This is a genomic window from Paenibacillus sp. S29 (assembly GCF_049319765.1).
GTDB classification, from domain to species: Bacteria; Bacillota; Bacilli; order Paenibacillales; family Paenibacillaceae; genus Paenibacillus; species Paenibacillus polymyxa_B.
This window is the reverse complement of sequence record NZ_JBMOUI010000014.1, coordinates 133366-155359: the sequence shown is the minus strand read 5'-3', so window position 1 is coordinate 155359 and position 21994 is coordinate 133366. Positions and strand designations below refer to the sequence as shown.

Annotated in this window: 19 protein-coding genes; 8 read left to right on the top strand and 11 right to left on the bottom strand. The window is 46.6% G+C overall.

The window, feature by feature from the left end:
- Positions 1-88: 88 nt before the first annotated feature.
- Together ACL9RM_RS21565 and ACL9RM_RS21560 are read right to left on the bottom strand one after the other, a co-directional pair.
- Positions 89-1870: a SulP family inorganic anion transporter gene (locus ACL9RM_RS21565; protein ID WP_250266453.1), complete on the bottom strand. Its 1782-nt coding sequence runs from the start codon at positions 1868-1870 to the stop codon at positions 89-91.
- A 29-nt stretch (positions 1871-1899) separates the two neighbouring features.
- Positions 1900-2229: an ArsR/SmtB family transcription factor gene (locus tag ACL9RM_RS21560; protein WP_061828729.1), complete on the bottom strand. Its 330-nt coding sequence runs from the start codon at positions 2227-2229 to the stop codon at positions 1900-1902.
- 544 nt (positions 2230-2773) lie between these two features.
- On the opposite strand from ACL9RM_RS21560, the gene ACL9RM_RS21555 reads away from it, so the two are divergent.
- The 3 genes from ACL9RM_RS21555 (at position 2774) to ACL9RM_RS21545 (ending at position 6928) form a co-directional block, all read left to right on the top strand.
- Positions 2774-4231, top strand: coding sequence for an RtcB family protein (locus ACL9RM_RS21555; RefSeq protein WP_250266454.1), 1458 nt, complete (start codon positions 2774-2776; stop codon positions 4229-4231).
- Position 4232: 1 nt separating this feature from the next.
- Positions 4233-5513 carry an AAA family ATPase gene (locus tag ACL9RM_RS21550; RefSeq protein ID WP_250239969.1) on the top strand — a complete coding sequence of 427 codons (1281 nt, stop codon included), beginning with the start codon at positions 4233-4235 and terminating at the stop codon, positions 5511-5513.
- Between the two features lie 260 nt (positions 5514-5773).
- Complete coding sequence (locus tag ACL9RM_RS21545; RefSeq protein ID WP_250266455.1) at positions 5774-6928, top strand: MFS transporter; 1155 nt, start codon at positions 5774-5776, stop codon at positions 6926-6928.
- Between the two features lie 120 nt (positions 6929-7048).
- On the opposite strand, the gene ACL9RM_RS21540 is transcribed toward ACL9RM_RS21545, so the two are convergent.
- The 3 genes from ACL9RM_RS21540 to ACL9RM_RS21530 form a co-directional block, all read right to left on the bottom strand.
- Complete coding sequence (locus ACL9RM_RS21540; RefSeq protein ID WP_061828725.1) at positions 7049-7801, bottom strand: amino acid ABC transporter ATP-binding protein; 753 nt, start codon at positions 7799-7801, stop codon at positions 7049-7051.
- 14 nt (positions 7802-7815) lie between these two features.
- Positions 7816-8484 carry an amino acid ABC transporter permease gene (locus ACL9RM_RS21535; protein WP_013311442.1) on the bottom strand — a complete coding sequence of 223 codons (669 nt, stop codon included), beginning with the start codon at positions 8482-8484 and terminating at the stop codon, positions 7816-7818.
- A 73-nt stretch (positions 8485-8557) separates the two neighbouring features.
- On the bottom strand, positions 8558-9409 hold the full coding sequence (locus ACL9RM_RS21530; protein WP_043882305.1) for an amino acid ABC transporter substrate-binding protein: 852 nt from the start codon (positions 9407-9409) through the stop codon (positions 8558-8560).
- Positions 9410-9687: 278 nt separating this feature from the next.
- Between ACL9RM_RS21530 and ACL9RM_RS21525 the strand changes: the two genes are divergently transcribed.
- Positions 9688-10989 carry an MFS transporter gene (locus ACL9RM_RS21525; RefSeq protein ID WP_250266456.1) on the top strand — a complete coding sequence of 434 codons (1302 nt, stop codon included), beginning with the start codon at positions 9688-9690 and terminating at the stop codon, positions 10987-10989.
- Between the two features lie 126 nt (positions 10990-11115).
- On the opposite strand, the gene ACL9RM_RS21520 is transcribed toward ACL9RM_RS21525, so the two are convergent.
- Positions 11116-11373, bottom strand: a complete 258-nt coding sequence (locus ACL9RM_RS21520) for a GlsB/YeaQ/YmgE family stress response membrane protein (RefSeq protein ID WP_025686368.1) — start codon at positions 11371-11373, stop codon at positions 11116-11118.
- A 300-nt stretch (positions 11374-11673) separates the two neighbouring features.
- Between ACL9RM_RS21520 and ACL9RM_RS21515 the strand changes: the two genes are divergently transcribed.
- Entirely contained in the window at positions 11674-11937 is a 264-nt protein-coding gene (locus tag ACL9RM_RS21515; RefSeq protein ID WP_196245371.1) for a YkgJ family cysteine cluster protein, read from the top strand.
- 36 nt (positions 11938-11973) lie between these two features.
- A complete protein-coding gene (locus ACL9RM_RS21510) occupies positions 11974-12924 on the top strand; it encodes an acetylxylan esterase (protein WP_250266457.1) in 951 nt (316 codons plus the stop codon).
- A 168-nt stretch (positions 12925-13092) separates the two neighbouring features.
- Here ACL9RM_RS21510 and ACL9RM_RS21505 read toward each other — a convergent pair whose 3' ends face one another.
- The gene (locus ACL9RM_RS21505) at positions 13093-13416 is read right to left on the bottom strand and encodes a DUF3817 domain-containing protein (RefSeq protein ID WP_025723814.1); all 324 of its coding nucleotides are present in this window, start codon (positions 13414-13416) and stop codon (positions 13093-13095) included.
- Positions 13417-13568: 152 nt separating this feature from the next.
- Here ACL9RM_RS21505 and ACL9RM_RS21500 point away from each other — a divergent pair, with 152 nt between their 5' ends.
- Positions 13569-14573 carry an LLM class flavin-dependent oxidoreductase gene (locus ACL9RM_RS21500; protein ID WP_250266458.1) on the top strand — a complete coding sequence of 335 codons (1005 nt, stop codon included), beginning with the start codon at positions 13569-13571 and terminating at the stop codon, positions 14571-14573.
- 321 nt (positions 14574-14894) lie between these two features.
- Here ACL9RM_RS21500 and ACL9RM_RS21495 read toward each other — a convergent pair whose 3' ends face one another.
- From ACL9RM_RS21495 to ACL9RM_RS21480, 4 genes are all read right to left on the bottom strand, one after another.
- Complete coding sequence (locus ACL9RM_RS21495; RefSeq protein WP_250266459.1) at positions 14895-16505, bottom strand: cellulase family glycosylhydrolase; 1611 nt, start codon at positions 16503-16505, stop codon at positions 14895-14897.
- A 407-nt stretch (positions 16506-16912) separates the two neighbouring features.
- Positions 16913-17164, bottom strand: coding sequence for a hypothetical protein (locus ACL9RM_RS21490; protein WP_025723818.1), 252 nt, complete (start codon positions 17162-17164; stop codon positions 16913-16915).
- 225 nt (positions 17165-17389) lie between these two features.
- Complete coding sequence (gene dhaK / locus ACL9RM_RS21485; RefSeq protein WP_250266460.1) at positions 17390-19159, bottom strand: dihydroxyacetone kinase subunit DhaK; 1770 nt, start codon at positions 19157-19159, stop codon at positions 17390-17392.
- Position 19160: 1 nt separating this feature from the next.
- Complete coding sequence (locus tag ACL9RM_RS21480; protein WP_061828720.1) at positions 19161-20294, bottom strand: glycerol dehydrogenase; 1134 nt, start codon at positions 20292-20294, stop codon at positions 19161-19163.
- A gap of 189 nt (positions 20295-20483) precedes the next feature.
- Between ACL9RM_RS21480 and ACL9RM_RS21475 the strand changes: the two genes are divergently transcribed.
- Positions 20484-21515 (top strand): PocR ligand-binding domain-containing protein, encoded by a 1032-nt coding sequence (locus ACL9RM_RS21475; RefSeq protein ID WP_235308917.1) that lies wholly within the window; start codon positions 20484-20486, stop codon positions 21513-21515.
- Positions 21516-21994: the final 479 nt, after the last annotated feature.

The window sequence follows — 21994 nt, the reverse complement described above, 5'->3', positions numbered from 1 at the left end:
CTCTTCCATTTTCGAAGCAAATGCAAGTCTTTGTTATGCACTTGGTTTCGGGGATTAGAAGAGATTTTTCGGCATTCAGCAACAAATTTTATCTGCCGCTATTTACAGGTATGGGAACCGAAACGGCTCCATCTGCAAAGGAAGATTTGGTTTGCTGCGATCTGCGGCACAGACTCGTACATTCTCGGAAAGCCATTTGCCTACATCCACAGCAATGATCCTGATTCACCAGCGCAAGGGCAGCCGTCAGGGCCTCTCCTGTATGTTCGAAAAAATGCTTTTGTTCAATCATGTCGTAGCATCCGGTTTTCTGTAGTAATGCCAGCGGTTGAGGCTGGAGCCCGGAAACAAGCACCGTTCCGCCAGACTGCCGGTATTTCTGAATTAATGCGGTAAAGTTACCTTCTCCCGTCATATCCATAAAAGGGACCTTCCCCATACGCAACAACAAAATCCCTTGTAGGTGGTCAGTCCGACCTCCCACACCTGAGTTTTCCAATACCGAGGCTGCACCGAAAAATAAAGGGCCTTCCACATTGTAAATAGCCACCTGTGGACAATCATGCTGATCTGTGACCATATGGGCGCCTACTTTTTCATGTTTTACAGAAGGATCAGGAAGTACCTTATCTACTGAAAGTGTACTGCTCATACGTTTAACAAACAATACAACTGCCAGAATTAAACCTACCTCCACAGCCGTTGTCAGCGTCGTAAAAACTGTCAGCAAAAAGGTGACAACCAGCACAATAGAATCCGCTGTCCGCGTTTTGAGAATGTGCGCAAAATGCTTGCGCTCACTCATATTCCAAGCTACTACCATCAGCACCGGAGCCATACTGGCCAACGGAATGTTAGACGCATAAGGTGCGAAAAGCACCAGGATGAGGAGCACCACGAACCCATGTACGATGCCTGACATAGGAGAAACAGCACCGTTACGGATATTTGTGGCGGTGCGGGCAATTGCACCTGTCGCAGGAATGCCACCGAACAGCGGTGTCAGCAAATTAGCTATCCCTTGTCCAACCAGTTCACGATTGCTGTTATGCCGGGCTCCCGTCATACCGTCAGCTACCACCGCTGAAAGCAAAGATTCAATAGCTCCCAGCATTGCAATAACAAGTGCTGGCGGCAAGAGTTTCACGATTAAATCCCACGTCATCGCAGGAATATGTAACTCAGGCAAAGATGCTGGAATTGCGCCATACGCAGAGCCAATCGTAGCCACCTGCCCTGGAAAAAGTAAAGCTGCCACCAGTGTTGACAAGAGTAGACCAACCAGTGAGCCGGGTATCTTGGGCCATTTTTTAGGCACCAAAATAAGCGCGGCAAGACAGATACAAGCCGTCAGGATACTATATACATTCAGTGAAGGAAGTCGATGGATGAGCTCTGCCATGGAAGGCAGAAAAGTTTCATGCCGCTCTACCCCGCGCAAGCCGAGAAAGTTAGCAATCTGACCGCTGAATATCGTCACAGCAATTCCGGCCGTAAAGCCAATTGTTACTGGCTTGGGAATAAACTTAATCAGTGCCCCCAGCCTTAGCACACCCATTAAAATGAGCATAATGCCCGCCATAAAACCGGCTATGAGTAGGTTCTCATAACCGTATTGCATGACAATAGCCAGCAAAATCGGAATAAATGCACCCGTAGGTCCTCCGATCTGGAATTTTGACCCTCCCAGCAGCGAAACCAAAATTCCCGCAACAATGGTCGTATACAGCCCATATTCCGGCTTTACTCCTGATGCAATGGCAAACGCCATACCAAGCGGAATCGCCACAATCGCTACAATACTTCCGGAAATGAGATCCTTACGCAAAGCCCCTGCGTTATAGCCTTCGAACCTTCCTATCCACTTCATTCCTGTAACCCTTCTTTTCTGTAATAGCATTACTTCTCGTTACGTATACCTTCCAGCAACGAGATCGCTTCGACCAAATGATTGTCAAAAATCCGCCGCGCCACCGCAAGCAGCTCCTTCAAAAGCGGATCACGTAGTGAATACACGACCGATGTACCTTCCTTGAAACTGTTCACCAAATTTTTGGCTCGTAAAACGGCCAATTGCTGCGATACGGCAGAACCTTCGGAACCGAGCGCAGTCTGTAGCTCGTTCACATTCCGTTCCCCTTCACTCAGCACCTCCAAAATGCGGATGCGCAGAGGGTGAGCCAATGCTTTGAAAAAGTCGGCCTTAAATTTCTGGAGATCTCCTTCCATGCCTGCTCCGTCCCCCTCACAGAATTGTCCTATAAACGTTCAACAATATCTGAATATTTGAATATTTAGTACAATATCAGCTTTGGGCCAATTGAACTATGATGTTACTCACACTTCACCGTGAGTAAAGTCACATTTCCCCACACTTCTACCTTTCAGGGTTGACAGCTTCCACAGGTTTCCATTAACATAGCAATTAACTTTAAGAAAAGGGGGCCGACAGACATGACTGAGCTTTACATGATAACGACAGACAGACAGCATGATACAACCACATATTTGGGTTTTCGTCTCATCGGCCCCGTTCGGGCGACATGATGGGTGATATCACGCTGTCTGACGGCGTGATTAGCCAGGCTTTTTTATTTTTTTATGCTATTGGAAGAACAGGTTATTTTACGTATTTATGATGTGTTGATCATAAAATGTAATGACACTTTCGGTGCAGGAAGCCGTAGACGACAAGTCTGCGGTTTTTTTTGTTTTTTTAATCTTTTATGCAAGTATTTATGAATTTACTTGAAGAAGGGAACTACCCATTTATATGAATATACAACATACAACCGACTCGTCCTTGCATGAAGGACCATACAGCCATCTGATGAAGCTTCCGGCAGGTGATCTGACCGTATATGCTTCTCAGCAACTTTTCTCCTCACTAGATTACAAGGTGTTCGAGATGGCTAATAACAATTTACAAATTCCGGGTATCCGCTATATGGGATACACACCAGATGTACATGTAGGCGTCGGAACCTGCATCGGTACGACTGCTGTATGGGGAATAGAGGACGGCTATGTATCTCCCTCCATCGTTGGCAGTGATATTGGCTGCGGCATGCGCGTACACCTGACCAATCTGCACAAGGATGCTTTGAAGGAAACCAAGCTGCGCCGTAAGCTGGTCAAAACCATTGACAAATACTTGCCCATGGAAGCCCACCAGCGCGGGCATTATTCGGATATCCGACTGGAGCATATTGTACGCAAGGGTCTGCACGGCTTACCCAACAAATATATTCCGGACAGCTACACTCCTAAGAAATCCACCTCACTCACCCATGTAGAGCACAGTAAGTTCTCCTTTGACGAGGAGGTGCTGAATCTTGTCGAAGATCGTACGTGGCATCGGGCTCACCGACAGCTCGGCACGCTGGGCGGAGGCAATCACTTCGTCGAAATTCAGGCGATTGAAATCGCGGAGGAAAACCGCGAAACAGCTGAAGCTTGGGGGATGTTCGACGGTCAGGTGGCTGTGATGATTCATTCGGGATCACGGGCTTGGGGTGGAGCAGTCAGCCAGGCCAGTTCCTCTGCCATTGCCAAGGCAATGAGCCGTCTCGGGCTCGGTACCTCCGACCCAAGACTAGTATTCGCACCGCTGGATCACCCCGAGGCTGCACATTATGTCGATATGATGTATTCGGCGCTGAATTATGCTGTGGTGAACCGACATCTCATCGCATACTCCGTGCGTGAAGCCTTCCGCGATGTCTTTGGTACAAAGTGCGGGTTGCGTACTTTGTACGATCTAATGCACAATTATGCTTGGGAGGAATCCCATCCGGATCACGGCAGCGTGTTTGTGCATCGTAAAGGTGCTACGCGTGCTCTTCCAGCAGGACACCCCGACAATCCGCGGCCTTATCAGGCGACCGGGCATCCAGCCCTGATCCCCGGCTCTATGGGGACAGCCTCTTATATTATGGTAGGTTTACCGGGCGGTCAGGATAACTTCCACTCCATTTGCCATGGAGCAGGCCGGATTCGCTCGCGTTCTGCGACCAAACGACTCGTCAGTGTGGACGATTTTGCAGGGGCCCTGGGTGTAGGAACAGACGACGAAATTGTGGTCAATCAGGCATCGCTGGAAAGCATTATCGACGAGTCTCCACAGGCCTACAAAAATGTAGATGATATTATCGAAAGTGTCACCGGGGCAGGACTCGCAGCAGTTGTAGCCAAATGCAAGCCGCTGGCCGCCCTGAAAGGAGCCAAATAATTTGAGTATAGACATCCCAGCTATTTACGAATTTGATGAACGTACAGATGGACGCATTACCGGTTATGCCGCTTATGCCCGTCTAATCGACGGTATCAGTGAAGCACTCTATAACCGCTACGGCGTAAAATACGTGCTGTATGCCAGCGACGATCCCAATATTGAGTATTGGGATCTGCTGGAGGAAGATATTCGTTCAGGCAGTCCCGATCTGGAACATGTGGCACGGGTTTTCGATCGTTTGGAGGAACGCACCATCCAGTATGACGATGACGGACCGACTCCTGAATACGGCGTGCATCTGTCGATGCGTAATAATGTATTCGCCTACCCCAAGTGGGGCATCGCGCTGGCGCGAGTTCCCTTTTTCCGTGAGAATGGCGTGTACAATGAAGATTACGTATTTGCGATAGGCGACCAGGAGCTGCAAGGCTTCCTCGCGGGAGTACGCGGTCGTGAACGTAAGCAGAATATGAAGCGTGTCACCGTTTTTACCGACACAAGCCGTGGACTTTCTCGGCAGGCAGAGCCGATAACCCGCGCAATTACGCGGGATGACGTGATTTTGAAAGCGGAAATCAAACGGGATATTTTCCGATCACTCGATCAGTTTTTTGAAGCGGATCGTACCTTCTATCAGACTTATAACATTCCTTATAAGCGTGGCATTCTGCTATACGGCCATCCGGGCAACGGTAAAACAACACTTGTAAAATCTATTGCCAGCAGTGTACCGGGTCCGGCAGCCTACTGGCAAATTACGGAGTATACAACCAGTGAATCGGTCAAAGAGGTGTTCGAGGCGGCTACTCGCCTGGCTCCGATGGTGCTAGTCATTGAGGACATTGATTCCATGCCTCAGGAGGTGCGTTCCTTTTTCCTGAATACCCTCGACGGTGCTACATCCAAGGAGGGCATCTTCCTGATCGGAACGACCAATTATCCCGAAAAAATCGACCCGGGTCTGATGAACCGGGCAGGGCGTTTCGATCGGGCCTATGAAATCAGTTTGCCTGACGAAGCGCTGCGACTGGCATATCTCAAGCTGCGTAACTTCCTTGTTTTTGCAGGGGAAACAGGTACACAGAAGGCGGCAGCCATGACTGACGGTTTTTCCCTGGCTCAGCTCGGAGAACTGTATGTCAGCACGGCTCTGGAGTGGCATGAGCAGGGAAAAGCCGATATTGAACTGATTATCAAAGGTATGCGAGGCGAGCTCGATAAGAGCCGTAAGCAGGACTGGTTAAAAAACGTGGCCGAAGGACGTGTTGGGTTCTTCTGATTCATCCTTTTATTGCCTTATAAAGAAATTTATGTTATGTTGATAAACAATAAAGTATCGAAAGGGTGACCTTAAGCCAATGATCTACTAATCCTATTCCACCAAAGAAATAATCGTAATTTTACGAATTTTCTGGATAGGATTAGTGTAGGCTTTGGGTATTCACGATAAGCGCATTGCTTCTTTGACGGGAGCAGTGTATCTGCTTGTTCGTACGTCTACCTCCTATCCAGAAACCAATGGATCAGGAGGTTTTTTGCATGAAAAGAATACTTGGAATCCTAATGATTAATATCTTCATCGTTATGGTGGGCGTTGGTTTAATTACCCCCATCTTGCCAGAACTGATCAATGAATTTGGTGCCAGTGGGCGGGCGATCGGTTTATTGGTAGCAGCCTATGGAGTGACACAATTCCTGCTCTCTCCAATGACTGGGCAACTGTCTGATCGATATGGGAGAAAAGTATTCATCGTCGTAGGTGGCATTGTTTTTGCTGTAGCTAAATTTATCTTTGCTATCGGAGATGAGTTATGGATGCTGTATACCTCAAGACTTCTGGAAGGAATGGCAGCAGCCCTGATTATTCCGCCCATGATGGCATATGTGGCGGATATTACAACAACCGAAGAACGAGCCAAAGGAAATAGCCTGCTAGCCGCAGCCATGTCATTCGGATTTGTCATCGGTCCTGGACTTGGTGGTCTTCTTGCAGGATATGGAACGAGAGTGCCGCTGTATATAGCAACGGGTGCGGCTATTATTGCAGTTATTTTTTCAATGATTTGTTTACCTGAAAGTTTGTCGAAAGAACAAATGAAGGCAGTTCGGGCAAGAATTGCTCGGAAGGAATCTATGTACAAACAATATGTGACATCGTTAAAGTCAAAGTATGCGATGCTCTTTGTACTTGTTCTGGTGATGACCTTTGGACTCGCTAATTTTGAATCTGTTCTTGGTTTATATGTAACGAACCGCTTCCAATTCTCGCCGCAAGATATTTCAATTATTCTAACCGCAGGTGCTGTGATCGGAGTCGGTATGCAGGCACTAGTTGTTGCTAAAATAATTAATAAGTTTGGTGAACAAAGGGTGATCAAAGGTTCGCTTCTTTTCACCTCAGCTGCTTATATTTTGTTTCTCTTCGCCATAGATTTTTGGAGTATCTTCCTTCTCACTTCCCTTATTTTCTTTGCTACCGCTATGCTTCGTCCAGCTCTTAATACACAATTATCGAAGATGGCAGGGAATGAGCAAGGATATGTAGCTGGTATGAATAATGCCTATATGAGTGTCGGGAATATTGTCGGCCCCACTCTAGCGGGATTTTTATTTGATACAAATATGTTCGCACCATTCATAGCAGGCTGTTGTATTCTATTGGGTACTTTTTTGCTTACATTAAAAATGAAATAAAAGAGGACAAATGATGAGTAAAAGGCAGCTACGGGTGCGGGGCTATTTTTTCAACGCACGCCTGTAGCTGCCTTTTTATTCAGTCTAATCGCTTATATTTAACAAACACTCAAATTCCCTTTATTCTGCTTCCCCGCTTAGACGATTCAAAAACTGAATAGCCCGCGAACTGGTCGGCTGCTCCAAAACCTCATGCGGCGTACCCTGCTCAACGATTACACCCTGATCCATCAAAATCACATGGTCCGCCACCTCGGCTGCAAATTTCATTTCATGGGTGACAATAACCATGGTCATTCCTTCAGCGGCCAGTTGCTTTATGACCTTGAGCACCTCGCCTACTAACTCAGGATCAAGCGCAGAAGTCGGTTCGTCGAACAATAGTACCTCAGGTTCGACCGCCATTGCCCGGGCAATACCGACCCGTTGCTGCTGTCCTCCCGATAACTGATGCGGATAGGATTCCGCTTTATCAGCCAACCCCACTTTTTTTAGCAATTCCAATGCACGTTTGCGCGCCTCGTCCTTGCTCTTTTTCTGAACCGTGACTTGTCCCTCCATCACATTTTGTACGGCTGTCATATGCGGGAAGAGATTGTAGGATTGAAATACCATCCCTGTCCGCTTTCGCAGCGCCAAAATGTTTTCTTGCCGGAGCTTCGTTCCTTTCGCAAAATTCAGTGCAATATCCCCTACTTGGATCTCTCCTTGGTCAGGAACCTCCAGCAAATTCAAGCAGCGTAAAAGCGTTGTTTTACCAGAGCCGGAAGGACCAATGATAACAAGCACTTTCCCCTTATCCAACGTCACGTCAACACCCTTAAGCACTTCCAGCGAGCCGAACGATTTGTGTATATTCCGAATTTGGATCACCGGTACAATCTCCTTTATCTGACGGAAAAACGGCCTAGTCGCTTCTCCAGGTAATTTTGCAGCACAGTCAAAATGGTGCTAAACAGCAGGTAAATAACTCCCGCCTCGGTATACACCAATAGCGGTTCGTATGTGGTAGCTACAATCTGGTTAGCCGTTCTGAACATTTCCACATAGGTGATGGTCGCAGCCAGTGAGGTATCCTTCACCAAGCTGATGAATGAATTAGCCAACGGAGGTACGGACACACGGGATGCTTGCGGAAGCACGATACGACGCAATACTTGCCATCGCGTCATCCCCAAGGAGTACCCCGCCTCCCATTGGCCTTCCTGAATGGATATGATAGCCGCACGTATAATTTCAGAGCTATAAGCCCCTACGCTGAGAGTAAAGCCGATCACTGAAGCAATAAACGGGTCCAGTGTAATACCTACGGAAGGTAAACCATAGAAAATGATATACAATTGCACCAGCAAAGGAGTTCCTCGAATCACCCATACATAGAAGCCGAAAATCAGCTTGAGTATTCTCCATTTGGACAGCCGGGCCAACGCTGTAATCAGCGCCAGCACGAGTCCAAGAGCAAAGGAGATAAGCGTGAGCGGAATCGTAAAAGAAACCCCTGCTTTTAGCAGAGGCAATAATGAATCGATAATGATTTGTATTTGGCGATCATCCATTGTACAGACATCCTTTGAAAAGATAGGTTTGGGAAGATTCGGTTCGACTTGGCGAACGTTGGGTCTTCATTTATTATTTGGATACGTCAGCTCCAAAATATTTCTCGGAAATTTTCAGGTACGTACCGTCAGCCTTCATATCAGCCAGCGCTTTGTTTACTTCCTTGATCAAATCTTCGCTGCCTTTATTGAATACAGCTGCGCTGTGTGAAGCATCTGAAGATTCGTCCACCTTTTTAATTGGTGCGTCAGGCTTTTGCTTTTTCAGATCAAGATAGGATAATCCATCATTGACGGTCGCATCCACCCGCTTGGAAGTCAGGAGGTCAATGGCTTGGTTGAATCCCTCTGTTGCCACAATTTCTGCGCCGTTGCTTTTCGCGATTTGAGTCAGGTTACTGGTCAGGGACTGCCCAGCCTTTTTCCCTTTTAGATCAGCAAATTTCTGGATGTCTGTATTGTCTTCGCTTACGATCAGAACTGCCTTGGAGACAATATACGGATCAGAAAAATCATATTTTTGCTTGCGCTCATCTGTAATGGATACTTCATTGAACACCGTGTCAAACCGCTTGGAGTTCAACCCTGCGAATATGCCGTCCCATTGCGTCTCGATAAACTCCGGTTGTACACCCAGGCGTTTGCTCACTTCAGTCGCAATATCGACATCGAAGCCTGTCAGTTTACCTGCAGCATCGTGGTAGGTAAACGGAGCATAGGTGCCTTCCGTGCCAATTCTTAGCTTGCCGCTTGCTTTTACAGATTCAAGAGTAGCTGTAGCAGTAGTATCTGCTTTTCCATTATTAGATCCGTTATCTCCGGTAGATGCATTATTGGTACTGGCGCCTTTATCGTTGTTACCGCAGGCCGAAACCAGCAATGCCATCACGATGAGTACAATCGGCAAAAAACTAAATTTTTTCATGGTATCCACACTCTTTCCCTTTTTCTTGATAACCTAGCACGCGGCTGGTCATTGAATAGTACATCATTCATTTTCACGCGTCAATGCTTTTATCCAATAATCCCTATGCAAAAGGTAAGCTATATATCTTTGCAGCCTAAAGTTATTCTAGGTTGACTCTTTCATTGGCAGGCTATTCATTATAACTCCCCTCACTGCAACTTTTTCTGTACCCTTACGTTAGAGATTTCGTATAATAGGTTTTAATATGCAGTTTAGAAATATACCGGAGTGTGATCATGGATACCCAAAAATCAACCTTATCCTCTACATCACCTGAAGGAAGTCACTCGGCCTGGGCTACCTTCACTTCACCTTTAAAACAATCCAAAGCGTTCACTTTGTTGTGGCTTGGACATTGGATCGCAATGTTGGGGAGCTCAGTCACCACAGTCATTTTGCCACTGGTTATCTATTCCCTAACAGGCTCGACTACTATTATGGGACTGGCGATGACTGTTTATATGTTGCCTAACGTACTTATTCTGCCTTTCGCAGGCATGATCGTGGATAGAATTGACCGAATTCGTCTCCTTCTGTTTACGAATATCGCCCGGTTTGGACTGATGTTCATTGCGGCGGTGCTGATGTTTACAGGCGGAATGAAATTGCCGGTTTTATTCGTTGGCCTAGCGTTGTACGGATTGATGGACGGTATCTTTAATCCTGCTTATTCTGCCTTACGTGCACAGGTATTCACACCTGACATACGCAATGCAGCCAACGCGCTTAGTCAGATCAGTATACAAGCCGTTCGTCTACTTGGCCCTCCGTTAGGAGGCTTCATTGTATCTTTTTCCTCACCGGGTGTCGGCTTTGGGCTGGATTCTATCGCTTATCTGATATCTTTTGCCTGCTTTTGGATGTTAAGCGCTCATTTGGCCTCCATCATCGGCAAAGGTCAGGTAGATCCAGAACAGCAAGATCAGGGTAGGCAGCATTTTCTCAAGGATTTTATCACAGGCTTTATCATTCTCAAAAGCCATCCTTGGCTATGGATTACGATTCTTGCCTTTTCCTTCATTAATATTTGTTATTCAGGCATTATCGCTGTACTCATTCCGTGGCTGTTCAAGGTTCATCATGGCTACAGTCCAGTCGTATACGGCATTGCGATGGCAAGTAGCGGCATTGGCGCCATGCTGGGGGCCTTTGTGTATGGATCACGCAAGCATTGGAAGCATCGCGGTCTACTCGCTTACTTAGGAGCTTTTGTTAGCGGTCTTGCTTTACTACTGTTGTCTGTAGTCACCTGGATGCCAGGACTGATTATGAGCATGATGCTCGAAGGATTTGGCATTATGATATTTGCGATTATCTGGGAGACAAGCCTCCAGGAATTAGTCCCAGCCGAGTCTTTTGGACGTGTAGCTAGTCTGGATCTAATGTTTTCCTTTGCCCTGCTCCCTGTCGGCTATCTGGCAGTAGGTGCTGTGGCAGATAAGCTTGGTGGTATGTTCACAATTGGCATGTTTGCAACCATCGGCATGTGTATCGTGCTGGGCGTTCTAAGTGTTCCTCATATCAGGCGGTTTCAATAGGAAAAATTCGTCATTTTCCTCAAAAAAAGCTGCTCCCACAGGTTCATTTTCGAACCTTGCGGAAGCAGCTTTTTTCATTTTAGTCCTAATCCCCATAGGGGCTAGTCTATTCAATGATTCGTAAAGTTAACCCCTGCTCCGTCCAACGGAACGGAAGATCAAGCTTACAATCACGACCAGCACAATCGCACCAATTAATGCAGGAACGATGTAGAACGATCCGATTTCAGGACCCCAGTCTCCCAGAATCAAGCTACCCAACCATGCACCGATAAAACCAGCGATGATGTTACCTATCACGCCACCCGGAACATCACGACCTGCGATAATTCCTGCCAACCAACCAATAATACCACCAACAATCAATGCCCATAACCAACTCATTTTGCGTCACCTCGTTTAAGTTTTTATCGTTGTGTTCTATTATTAACCACTCGAACTCCTTTTGAACACACAGAAGACAATTGGTTAATATTACCACCGAACGAAACACTGATTTAGGGGCTTGATACCATCCTACGTGCCTCTACGACTATTTATACACCCCTTGTGTGAAAAGTGTGTCTAATATGCGCTTATCCTTGTATTCCTGCTTTTTTTGTGCCATCCTCACATTATGGCTTCATTAATGTCACTTCATGCATAAGTTACAAAAATAACAGATTAATTAAGGAGTGACCCCAACTGGAGTGTCGAGTAGGATGTGCCGCCTGCTGTATTGCCATTACGATTTCTTCCCCTATTCCTGGCATGCCAGATGGAAAACCAGCTGGTGTTCCTTGCCCTCAGTTAACTTCCGATTACCGTTGCCGATTGTTTGGCAAACCTGAGCGCCCAGTTGTATGCAGTGGATTCCATGCTGATGAGGATACGTGTGGAAGCACTAATGAAAGAGCATTTGAGCTGCTGAGAGAGCTGGAGGAGTCAACTTTACCGGGTAAATCTTAAGGAGAAGTTCATTCTATATGAAGGAGAATCTTAATTATGAATGTTATTGAAAAAAGAATTGCCGAATTGAAGCAATATCGGCCCGATCTTACCGCCCCGAAGGATATAGATTTATTCTGGGCCAAAACATTGGAAGAAGTTCACGCCAAACCTGTACATGCGTTCAAAACTCTCGTAGAAACGCCATATCCTCATATTCTTGCTTACCGAGTTACTTTTGAGGGTGTCGATGATACGCCTCTGCATGCCTGGTATGTACGCCCCCGATTTGCCGGAGATCAAAAGTTGCCGTGTATCGTTCTGTTTCATGGCTATACAGGCGGAAAAGGCTATCCTGAAGATTATTCCTCTTGGCTCATGCTTGGCTTTGCGGTATTGGCCGTAGATGTGCGTGGCCAGGGAGGAGAAACGGGAGACCGTCTGGGTGATCCTCATGGTACGGTTAAAGGCTGGGTAACGAAAGGAATATTGGACAAGGATACCTGCTACTACAAAACGATTACAACCGATGCCCTTAGAGCCGTAGATTGGGTAGCGGAGCAGTCGGATGTCGATTCGGCTAAAATCGCAATCAGTGGCGCCAGTCAGGGCGGCGGACTTTCATTAATGGTGGCTACGCTCAGCGATAAAGCTGCCATTACGGTAGCGGATATCCCCAATATGTGTCATATGGATTTTGGTATGATGAATTCTACCAGTTCCCTGACGGAAGCAGCTGAATTCGCCAACCGATTTCCGGAGCATTTGGAGCAGGTACTACATACATTAAGTTATTTTGACGTGATGAATCTGGCTCATCGCATTCGTACCCCGATCATGGTATCGGTAGGGTTCAAGGATACGGTGTGTATGCCAGAGACGATTTTCGCCGCTTATAACCGTATTGAATCACCGAAAACGATTGAAATTTATCCGTTTACCGGACATTGGGTTGAAGGCTTTCAAAGACGCAAAACGGCAGAATTTTTAGTTCAGCATTTTTCTTAATTCGATTTCCAACGCTCGAAAGTACAATATATAGAATGATTCCTCCGGTGCACAAAAAAAGAACACCACGCATCAAACTGCGTAATGTTCTTTTCTACTGCATCGGGGCCAGTCCCGCTTACGCCCGACAAACTCCTCGACAACTCACACGAAACAAATCTTCTAAGATTACGATGCAGCTCGCTGTTCTGCTGCCGAATCCCCTGTCCATTTTCGCACCCAAACAAAATCCATAATCATCAGACCAAACGGGATGAAGGAGGCAAACATAATAAAAAGAGGCCGCCGTATAGACCAGTGCAGTGCTGTTTTTCCATAAATTAAAGCAACGAGGAGCAACAAAAAGCTCACCCGGTATATGTTACCAATTACCATAACCGCCTGGGTCATGCCCGCAGCTTGCAGGGGCTGGTGGGTGAATAGTATCGCCAAATAAGCTATAGCTTGAATCCAGAGCATGAGTCGGACACGCCCCAAAGGTGTTCTTAACACAAATGTAATCCCCTCTCCATAAGCAAGGATGTTCTCTCATCCTTTACACATCCTTTATTATAACGAAAAGGTCCCCAAACTCCAACCTATCCATTTTTGAATTTTGACCTAATGAGTAGTGTTTGATACAGTTGTGTAAGAGGTGATTATAAATGCTTAAACTGGGTATACTGGACCAGTCTCATATTCCTGAGGGCGGTACTGCTCAGGATGCATTATCCAATACAACAGATTTAGCGCGTGAAGCTGATCAACTGGGATATAGCCGTTATTGGGTATCCGAACATCATGCGTCCAAAACACTAGCGCACTCCAGCCCTGAGGTGCTGATTGCGCATTTGGCTGCTAACACATCGCGCATTCGTGTGGGTTCAGGCGGTATTATGCTGCCACACTACAGCGCGTATAAAGTCGCCGAAAACTTCCGCTTGCTGGAGGCGCTCCATCCAGGACGCATCGACCTGGGAATAGGGCGTGCTCCCGGTGGTTTACCCCTGGCTACTCGTGCCCTGCAGGAAGGCAAGTACCAATCTGTCGAACAATATCCACAGCAGATTCTCGATTTAATCGATTACTTCCATGATTCGGTGCCTGACAATCATCGATTTGCCGGTCTTCATGCCTCCCCGATGATATCGACCGTTCCTGGATTATGGTTGCTCGGCTCCAGCGGAGAGAGCGCCAGATTGGCCGCGATGATGGGTGCCTCCTATGCCTTTGCCCAATTTTTCGGGACTCCAGGTGGTGTAGAAGCTACCGCACGTTACCACGAGCAATTCCAGCCTTCGATCCTAGGTGATAAGCCCCATTCCATGGCGGCAGTTACGGTGGCCTGCGCGGAAACCGAAGAGGAAGCTGAGCAGCTGGCGTCCAGTGCTAGTTTGTATTTCCTTTTGCTCATGCAAGGTAAAGAAATGAGTTCTCTTCCGTCGGTGAAAACAGCAATGTCCTATCCGTACACGGAGTTGGATCGTGAGCGGCTGCGTCAGTCTGCAGCCTGGCGTGTTGTTGGTACCCCTGAGCAGTGTAAGGAACAACTGCTAAGACTGGCTGAGCAGTATCGTACCGATGAGTTGCTGGTCGTTTCATCCATTCATGACTTTGATAAACGTGTTCAGTCCTACCGTCTGCTGGCCAAAGCTTTTGATTTGGGATAGACGCAAATAAACGGAGGCTGAGCTTCAGAAACACAAAAACCCCCGCCTGCCTATGATGGCAACAGCGGGGGTTTGTCGTAGAGAAGGGTCCATTGGAACCAACCCCTCTGCACTATGGAAGTAATTCAAGCACTACAAAAGTCGAATATCATATGGTACTTTGGTAGTATATAAACCAACACTAAAGGGTGGGTCGTTCACTCCTAAAGTTCCAGTATCCATATACCAAAGACGTATGCTTTATACTCCAAAGCTTGGAAAGATTGCACCCTAAAGTCCCATACCTTTACTCGTTTCGATAAAGTTAGTAACGGTTAAATTCTAAGGTTCTATACCCCAAACCAGCTTACCCTGCTGATATACAGTGCCATGGTCCCAGTCTGCGAATGCTGTTTGGGTAGCACCATAGGAGTAATCGTTGGTCTCATCTAAATTACTCCAATTTGCAGCATGAATCCGGGGTTGAATTTCTCCACTTTCCCCGCCGGGCTGAATCGTTCCCGCTCCATCTGTGAAAGAAATCTCCACATATTTATCAGCCTTGGACTTTGGATTCGGCAATGTTACAAAAGTTGCTTTTACCTTTTCAGTGCCAATCCTAGCCCAGTCCACAAAAAACTGTTGAGCTTGTTTGCTTTCATCTGTGTAATAGTAGCGAATTTTTAGATCACTCAGCTTCACAGCTGTTTTTCCTGTGTTTTTGATATTAAATTCAGGACGGATTGCGTTATCCTTGGCGTTCGTGTCACCAGTGCGATACTGAAGCACAATCCCTTGATCGTTACTGCCTGGTTTACTTCCTCCGTTGCCGTTGTTGCCACCACCGTTATCACCGCCAGTATTGCCAGTATTGCCATCTCCGCCGTTATCCCCACCGTTGTTTCCGCCTCCACCATTGTTGCTGGAGCCTTCCAGAATCGCCTGTTTTACGAATTTGCCGGAAGCCGACAATTGCGAATCAGGCCATCCGCCCTTACGGTCAGCACCAGGCAACAGCGCAGCAGAGGTCTCATTTTTATCTGCCAGCGACCAGTTAGTCCAGCTGATTCCACGGCTTGCAAGAAAATCAGTCCATACTTTGGATTCATTCAGGAACGGACCACCGTTACCCGAAGCATCGCTTGTACCCCACTCGGTAGCAAATATGCCCACGCCTTTGTTCAGCGCATAATCGACCCGATCGCGCAAGTACTGTCCATGCGTACCCGCATAGAAATGTACGGTATACATTGTATTCTTGTCTGGAAGTGGATGGTCTGCTGCATCATGTACATCCTGACTCCATGTGCCTGTTCCTACAATAATAATATTGTCCGGGTCCTTAGCTCGAATAACCTGAGATACCTCAGACGCATAAGGTCGGATTTGATTGTTCCAGTTCACATTCCCATTCGGCTCATTGGCAAGTTCATAGATTACGTTAGGCAAATGGCCGTACTGAGTCGAAAATTCATTAAAGAAAGCTTTGGCTTCATTTTTATGAATGTTCGGATCGCCATCTGAAAGAATGTGCCAGTCAATAATGACGTACAAGCCCAGTTTCTGTGCTGCCTCAATCGCTTCCTTCACTTTATTTTTCAAAGAAGGGTTGGCAATATAACCATTTTCTTCAGTGTACAGTGCAACCCGGAATAGGGAAATGCCCCAATCGTCCCGTAGCCATTTCATAGAGTCCTGATTTACCAGATCCCCAAACCATTGGACGCCGTGAGAGCTAATCCCTTTGAGTTGTACAGGTTTACCGTTTTTATCCACCAGTTTACCATTTTTTACTGAAAGTTGTCCGTAACGTTCCACAGGGGTCGTCCCGGCAGCCTCTGCTGTTTGCGTATTCCAGTTGAATCCGTTCGTTAACGTTAATAGCAATACTGCTGTTAGCATCACCGCTACTCTTTTTGCGATCCTTGGCAGGACCCATTGCCCATTCATCATTTACACATTCCTTCCTTTTTATAAAGTAGATGAGACTTATCAGTACGTTGTTCTCCGCTCTTTCGCCCCCTCCTTCATATAACAAGAGGATCAGGTCCAAACATCGATGTCACTTACCTGTATATGGATGATACTACTATTATAGTTAGTTTCATGTTACATTTCGACTTTATGATAGAAAATGAACAGGAAGTCACGGTTTTGGGATGTGTTCTGCTTGGTTGGCTACTATAGAATACTAAAGGGACAAAAGACTCATTTACCGATTGCAAAATTCGGAGAATTTTTAGTTGTTTGATAAAAAAAGACTGCTTCCCGATGCCTTGGCTCGGTATAGCAGTCTTATAGATGATCTTATATGTGATCGATTAATGTTACAAATTTCGTCTTAACGTAGGATCTCCCTATTACCCCTGAGCAGTTGCTTGAGGTTCTTTGGTCGTCTGATCTTCCTTCATATCGCCGCCATCCGTCGCTTGATCTGTCAGTACAGTCTCAGATGAGTTACCTATTACCTTGTCAATAAGTTGCAGCCAAGGTTCTTCACTACCTCCACAGCTCTCAATATCACCGAGCAGGGACTCTAGCGTGGTTCCTTCTTCTGGCAAATCAATAACTAAACTGTCTTCGTCAACTTGGATGGTGCAGCAGGTTTTCATTGTAAATCCCTCGCTTAATTCATATTTGAGCATGCAGTAAGCTAGCTCAGATGGGATGAACTCCCATGGATTCCGGGATAAGCCCTTTGAATCCGTCTGAAATTATAAACCTAATGCACATCAATTGCAATGAACAAACCTTGAATTTTTAAGAATTAGCGAGTGTTACAGGCAGGAATAGCTATCTAAACGAAGTGTTCGGCCAGTAATTTTGGATTTATAGAATTAGTTCAAACATTCAGCAAGCTCCGTAAAAATCACTCCAAGCGCATAAGCCCCCGCATCTGGATAACCAAGGCTTCTCTCTCCTACCGTTCCAGCACGGCCCATGCGCGCCACGATGTCTTCCGTCTTTTTGGCCCCTGATACAGCGGCTTGAGCACCTCTTATAAAGGCTGTCTTCACGTCAAAATCTAATTTCGCGCTCTCCACCCAGCTATCCGCACATGGCACTAATGCATCTATAAGCGTTTTATCGCCAACGGCGGCTCCTCTGCCGAAAGAACGTTCGCCTGTCGATTGTATGCCTTGCACCGCAGCCTGCATCATATCCGCGAATTCAGAAACGGTTAGTTCGGTTAGTTCGGTTCGTTCGCCCGCAGATCGTGCCGCTGCCCGAAATGCTGAGCCCCAGATCGGACCCGAAGCGCCACCGCAGTACTCCATGATGACGAGCGAGCATGAATGAAGAAAGGCTCCCATCGTCAAAGAATCTTGATTCAGGATGTCTCTCCATTCCCGTTTCAGCTGACGAAATCCCTTAGCAACGCTCATGCCAAAGTCTCCGTCGCCTGCATGAGAGTCAAGATCGCAGAAAAATACCTCATTCTTGATGATAACCTCACTCATCTTATCGACTAGGTAGATAAGATTGTTTAACGTAACTTTGTTGTTCTCAATAACCGCGAAGGCAGGGTCCGTTTCTACCCCAAAGGATACTTGCCGATTTTCGTCTGCTACAGTTGAAATATCCGTGAATTCGACATGATCAACAGGTCCAGCCACCTTGAACGCAGGTGCGTTGCTTTCATAGGAGAGGAGCGTTTTCAGTTCGTTGTCCAGCTTCATGATGGAAACCGAGATACCTGCCATATCGATACTCGTCATATAATTGTTGACAAAAGTGCGATCGATCGTGATCCCCTTCGCTGCTAGTTCGCGAGTGACCGAATAGTTGAAAAGGTACAGTTCTTGCAGAGGCGTACCGCCGAAACCATTGATCAACAGGGCGATTTCTCCGCTGAAGCCAGTTTCGATCTGCATGTCTCGAAGGAGATCGATTACCATTCTGCCTGCCAGCGTATCCGCATCCGTCAGCTTCTCACGGCTGGTCCCAGGCTCGCCGTGAATGCCGACGCCGTACTCGATTTCATCATGCCCGAGCTCTAATGTTGGCGTGCCCTTCGCCGGCACTGTACACGAAGTCAGGGCGAATCCGATACTGCGTACATTCGCAGCAGCTTTCTCGGCCACTGCTTTAACTTCCGCCAGACTCCGGCCCTCTTCCGCCGCTGCACCCGCGATCTTATGGACGAGTACCGTTCCCGCCACCCCGCGCCGTCCGACTGTATATAGGCTGTCTTCTACAGCGATGTCGTCCTCAACCTTTACATAGTCCACTTCCAGACCGTCTTCAGTGGCCAAATGGGCGGCGTTTCTAAAGTTCATAATATCGCCGCTGTAATTTTTAATAATCAGCAGCGCACCTTTTTTCCCAGTTGTTGCTCGGATGGCCTGATATACTTGAATTTGTGAAGGAGAGGCGAAGACATCACCGCAGACCGCGGCATCGAGCATCCCTTTGCCAACGAAGCCGGCGTGGGCGGGCTCATGCCCGCTGCCACCGCCGCTGATGAGCGTTACTTTCTCCGCGTTCAATTCCTTTTTCTTGAGCACTTTGTATTTTGGCAGAAATTCCAATTCGGGATGCGCAAGCGCAATACCACTGCACATCTCAAGGACCAAATTTTCCGCACGGTTGATGACCTTTTTCATGCTACTTTACCTCCGCTTTGTACTGGCTCCCGATACGGTCGGCCGCAGCGATTGCCGCTGCAACCTGCTCCACTGTGACCGGAAACGGCATGGAATGAATCGATTCCTCCAGAATGCAAGCCTTTGCAGCTACTTCCATGAGTTCTTCCTGGCTGATATGATCGACGCCGATATCAGCCAAGCAGACCGGTAAACCGACGGCTAAACAGAAATCAAGGACCTGATGTAATTCTTCCGTGGGTGCGTTTTCGAGCACCAGCTGTGCGATCGTGCCGAATGCAACTTTCTCTCCATGATAATAATGATGCGTGCCTTCCAAAATCGTGAGTCCATCATGAATTGCATGGGCCGCCGCAAGTCCGCCGCTTTCGAAGCCGAGGCCTGAGAGTAAAATATTAGTTTCAATGATATTTTCGAGTGCTTGCGTAACTTGGTTTTCATCACATGCCGCTTTTGCTTTGGCACCGTCTTTCAACAGCATTTCATAGCATAGCGTTGCAAGTGCAATCGCCGCATTCGTACCTACTGCTGGCGCACACTGTCCTTCGCGCACTCCGTTAGGCAGTCCGGCATTGACCCTGGAGTAAGAACGAGAAGTCGCACGGGCTTCAAAGTAAGTTGACAGTGCATCACCCATGCCTGATACAAGGAATCGGGTTGGTGCATTAGCGATAACGGTGGTGTCGACTAATACGACACTCGGACTTTGCTTAAAATAGGCGTAATCGTCGAAAGCGCCTTCTGGGGTGTAAAGAACGGCCGAGTGGCTTGTCGGTGCATCCGTCGCAGCAATCGTCGGACAGATGATTAGCGCTTCCCCTTGAGCCACGCATTTCGCCGCGTCGATCGCTTTTCCACCGCCGAGACCTACGATACAATCGCATCCATTCGCAGTAGCAATTTCCTGAAGTCTAGACACTTCCTGTCTGGAACACTCACCCATAAAACCGCTTTCAATAAAGGTTACGTTATATTTACCCAAAGTGGAATCAAGCTTATCTTTTACCCGCGCCACATCGTCAGGATGCGCAATCAGTAAAGCGGATTTGCCGAAGGTGCTCACATAGTAACCCAAATTCAACAATTCGTTTTCACCTTGTACATATTTGCTTGGGCTGATAAAAGCTTTTCTCATCTATAATTCCTCCTTATGATTGTGTTGGCTTCGTTCTGATTAAGACTATAACCGAACCATGTAAACTTTACATTGGAGGAATCGAGGAATATATTATAATTTACAATCGTATTTTTTTGCACTGAAGATCACGAATTGTACTTTTTTGTTATTGCTTACAGAATAATTTACCTATAAGGGATGAGAATCTTGATACGTGAACATTTGAGCATCCAGAAAATCTTTGATTTGAAAAAGTGGGAGCAGTTGCAAGATTCATTAGCATCCGTTACCAAATTAGCCATTCTCACCGTCGATTATAAAGGGAATCCCGTAACTAGCCACAGCCAATGCCAATCGTTCTGCAAGAAGGTTCGCCAAGATGAGAATCTCCTTCCCTACTGCCAAAAATGTGATTCTCGCGGTGGACTTGAAGCGGTGCGTTCCAACAAACCTTATATTTATCTCTGTCATTATGATATCATCGACATCGCGGTACCGATCATTATCGACGATAAGTACATCGGCGCCGTCATGGCAGGTCAGGTCCGCTTAGCCGATCCTTCGAGCGCCTTACATCTCGAGCAAATCCTCACCTCAAAAAATGAAAAACTGTACAGTTCCAAATGGGAAGAACTTAAGAACGACTACGCCGATCTACCGTCCATGACCTATCAGGAAATTCAGACGATCTCCAGCATGTTATCCTTATTGTGTAATTATATTGTTGAAGAAGCGATGAACAAAAATCTTCTCGCAGAAATGTTCGAGAAGGCGTCGGCCACACAGTCCACTCCACAGTTGTCCGAGATCCTTCCTGGCTACTCGTTGGAGCATATCGAAAACCTTAAGAAAGAAATGAATAATTTCTTAGCAGATGCCTATCTGAATTCCTCAGGAGATGTGGATATTTCGTGCGGAAATCCCGTACTAAAACCCGCCTTCGAATATATTTTTGAGCACAAAGGTGAAACTTTTTCTCTGAAAGCCTTGGCTGACTTATGCCACATTAGCCCAAGCTATTTTAGTCGGCTGTTTGCGAAGGAAACGGGAGAGAACTTTTCCAGCTATCTTTCCCGCCTGAAGATTAAATGGGCGAAGCAGTTGCTCGAAGCTACAGATATTCCGGTATCCCAGATCAGTAGCGAGCTCGGCTTCAATGAGCCGGGGTATTTCATTAAAATATTCAAAAAGTATGAAGGCACAACGCCCGCGGTGTACCGAAAGTATTACAAAGGATAAGAAAACGAAAAACAGATGATTCACGGGTCTAACGTCACCATGATCATCTGTTCATATTGTTGTGCTCAAGTTACGTATCCAGGTGTGCTTTTCAGGCTGTCTGAGATTATGTTTTGCGTCATGTTTACTGAATCTGCACTGCTTAATCCCTTCATCCCCGCTCATTTTGAGGTGCATTGTGCACATGGTTGGCGTCGGTAAACGTAGAAAAAACAGATCAATCATGGTGGTATCTGAATATTAATTAACCTACCATATGGAATGCTATTGCGTTTAATAGAACTTTTTTCAGACATTCTGTATGTACATCTTAATTCATGAAAACTTCCTACAGGTAAAACAAAGCAATGTTGGTGATTCTAAGACAAATCTATTTATTCGGCACTGAGTGGAATCTATGTAATCAGCCACCGCAACTGAGAAACGAGCCAAAAAAGGCTACATTTCAATCGGTTAGCTTATACAGTGCAATTTGTATT

Coding starts and splice junctions, on each gene's coding strand:
- ACL9RM_RS21565 (WP_250266453.1), bottom strand. CDS start 1,870: ATGAAGTGGATAGGAAGGTTCGAAGGCTATAACGCAGGGGCTTTGCGT.
- ACL9RM_RS21560 (WP_061828729.1), bottom strand. CDS start 2,229: ATGGAAGGAGATCTCCAGAAATTTAAGGCCGACTTTTTCAAAGCATTG.
- ACL9RM_RS21555 (WP_250266454.1), top strand. CDS start 2,774: ATGAATATACAACATACAACCGACTCGTCCTTGCATGAAGGACCATAC.
- ACL9RM_RS21545 (WP_250266455.1), top strand. CDS start 5,774: ATGAAAAGAATACTTGGAATCCTAATGATTAATATCTTCATCGTTATG.
- ACL9RM_RS21535 (WP_013311442.1), bottom strand. CDS start 8,484: ATGGATGATCGCCAAATACAAATCATTATCGATTCATTATTGCCTCTG.
- ACL9RM_RS21530 (WP_043882305.1), bottom strand. CDS start 9,409: ATGAAAAAATTTAGTTTTTTGCCGATTGTACTCATCGTGATGGCATTG.
- ACL9RM_RS21525 (WP_250266456.1), top strand. CDS start 9,688: ATGGATACCCAAAAATCAACCTTATCCTCTACATCACCTGAAGGAAGT.
- ACL9RM_RS21520 (WP_025686368.1), bottom strand. CDS start 11,373: ATGAGTTGGTTATGGGCATTGATTGTTGGTGGTATTATTGGTTGGTTG.
- ACL9RM_RS21510 (WP_250266457.1), top strand. CDS start 11,974: ATGAATGTTATTGAAAAAAGAATTGCCGAATTGAAGCAATATCGGCCC.
- ACL9RM_RS21500 (WP_250266458.1), top strand. CDS start 13,569: ATGCTTAAACTGGGTATACTGGACCAGTCTCATATTCCTGAGGGCGGT.
- ACL9RM_RS21495 (WP_250266459.1), bottom strand. CDS start 16,505: ATGATGAATGGGCAATGGGTCCTGCCAAGGATCGCAAAAAGAGTAGCG.
- ACL9RM_RS21490 (WP_025723818.1), bottom strand. CDS start 17,164: ATGAAAACCTGCTGCACCATCCAAGTTGACGAAGACAGTTTAGTTATT.
- dhaK (WP_250266460.1), bottom strand. CDS start 19,159: ATGAAAAAGGTCATCAACCGTGCGGAAAATTTGGTCCTTGAGATGTGC.
- ACL9RM_RS21480 (WP_061828720.1), bottom strand. CDS start 20,294: ATGAGAAAAGCTTTTATCAGCCCAAGCAAATATGTACAAGGTGAAAAC.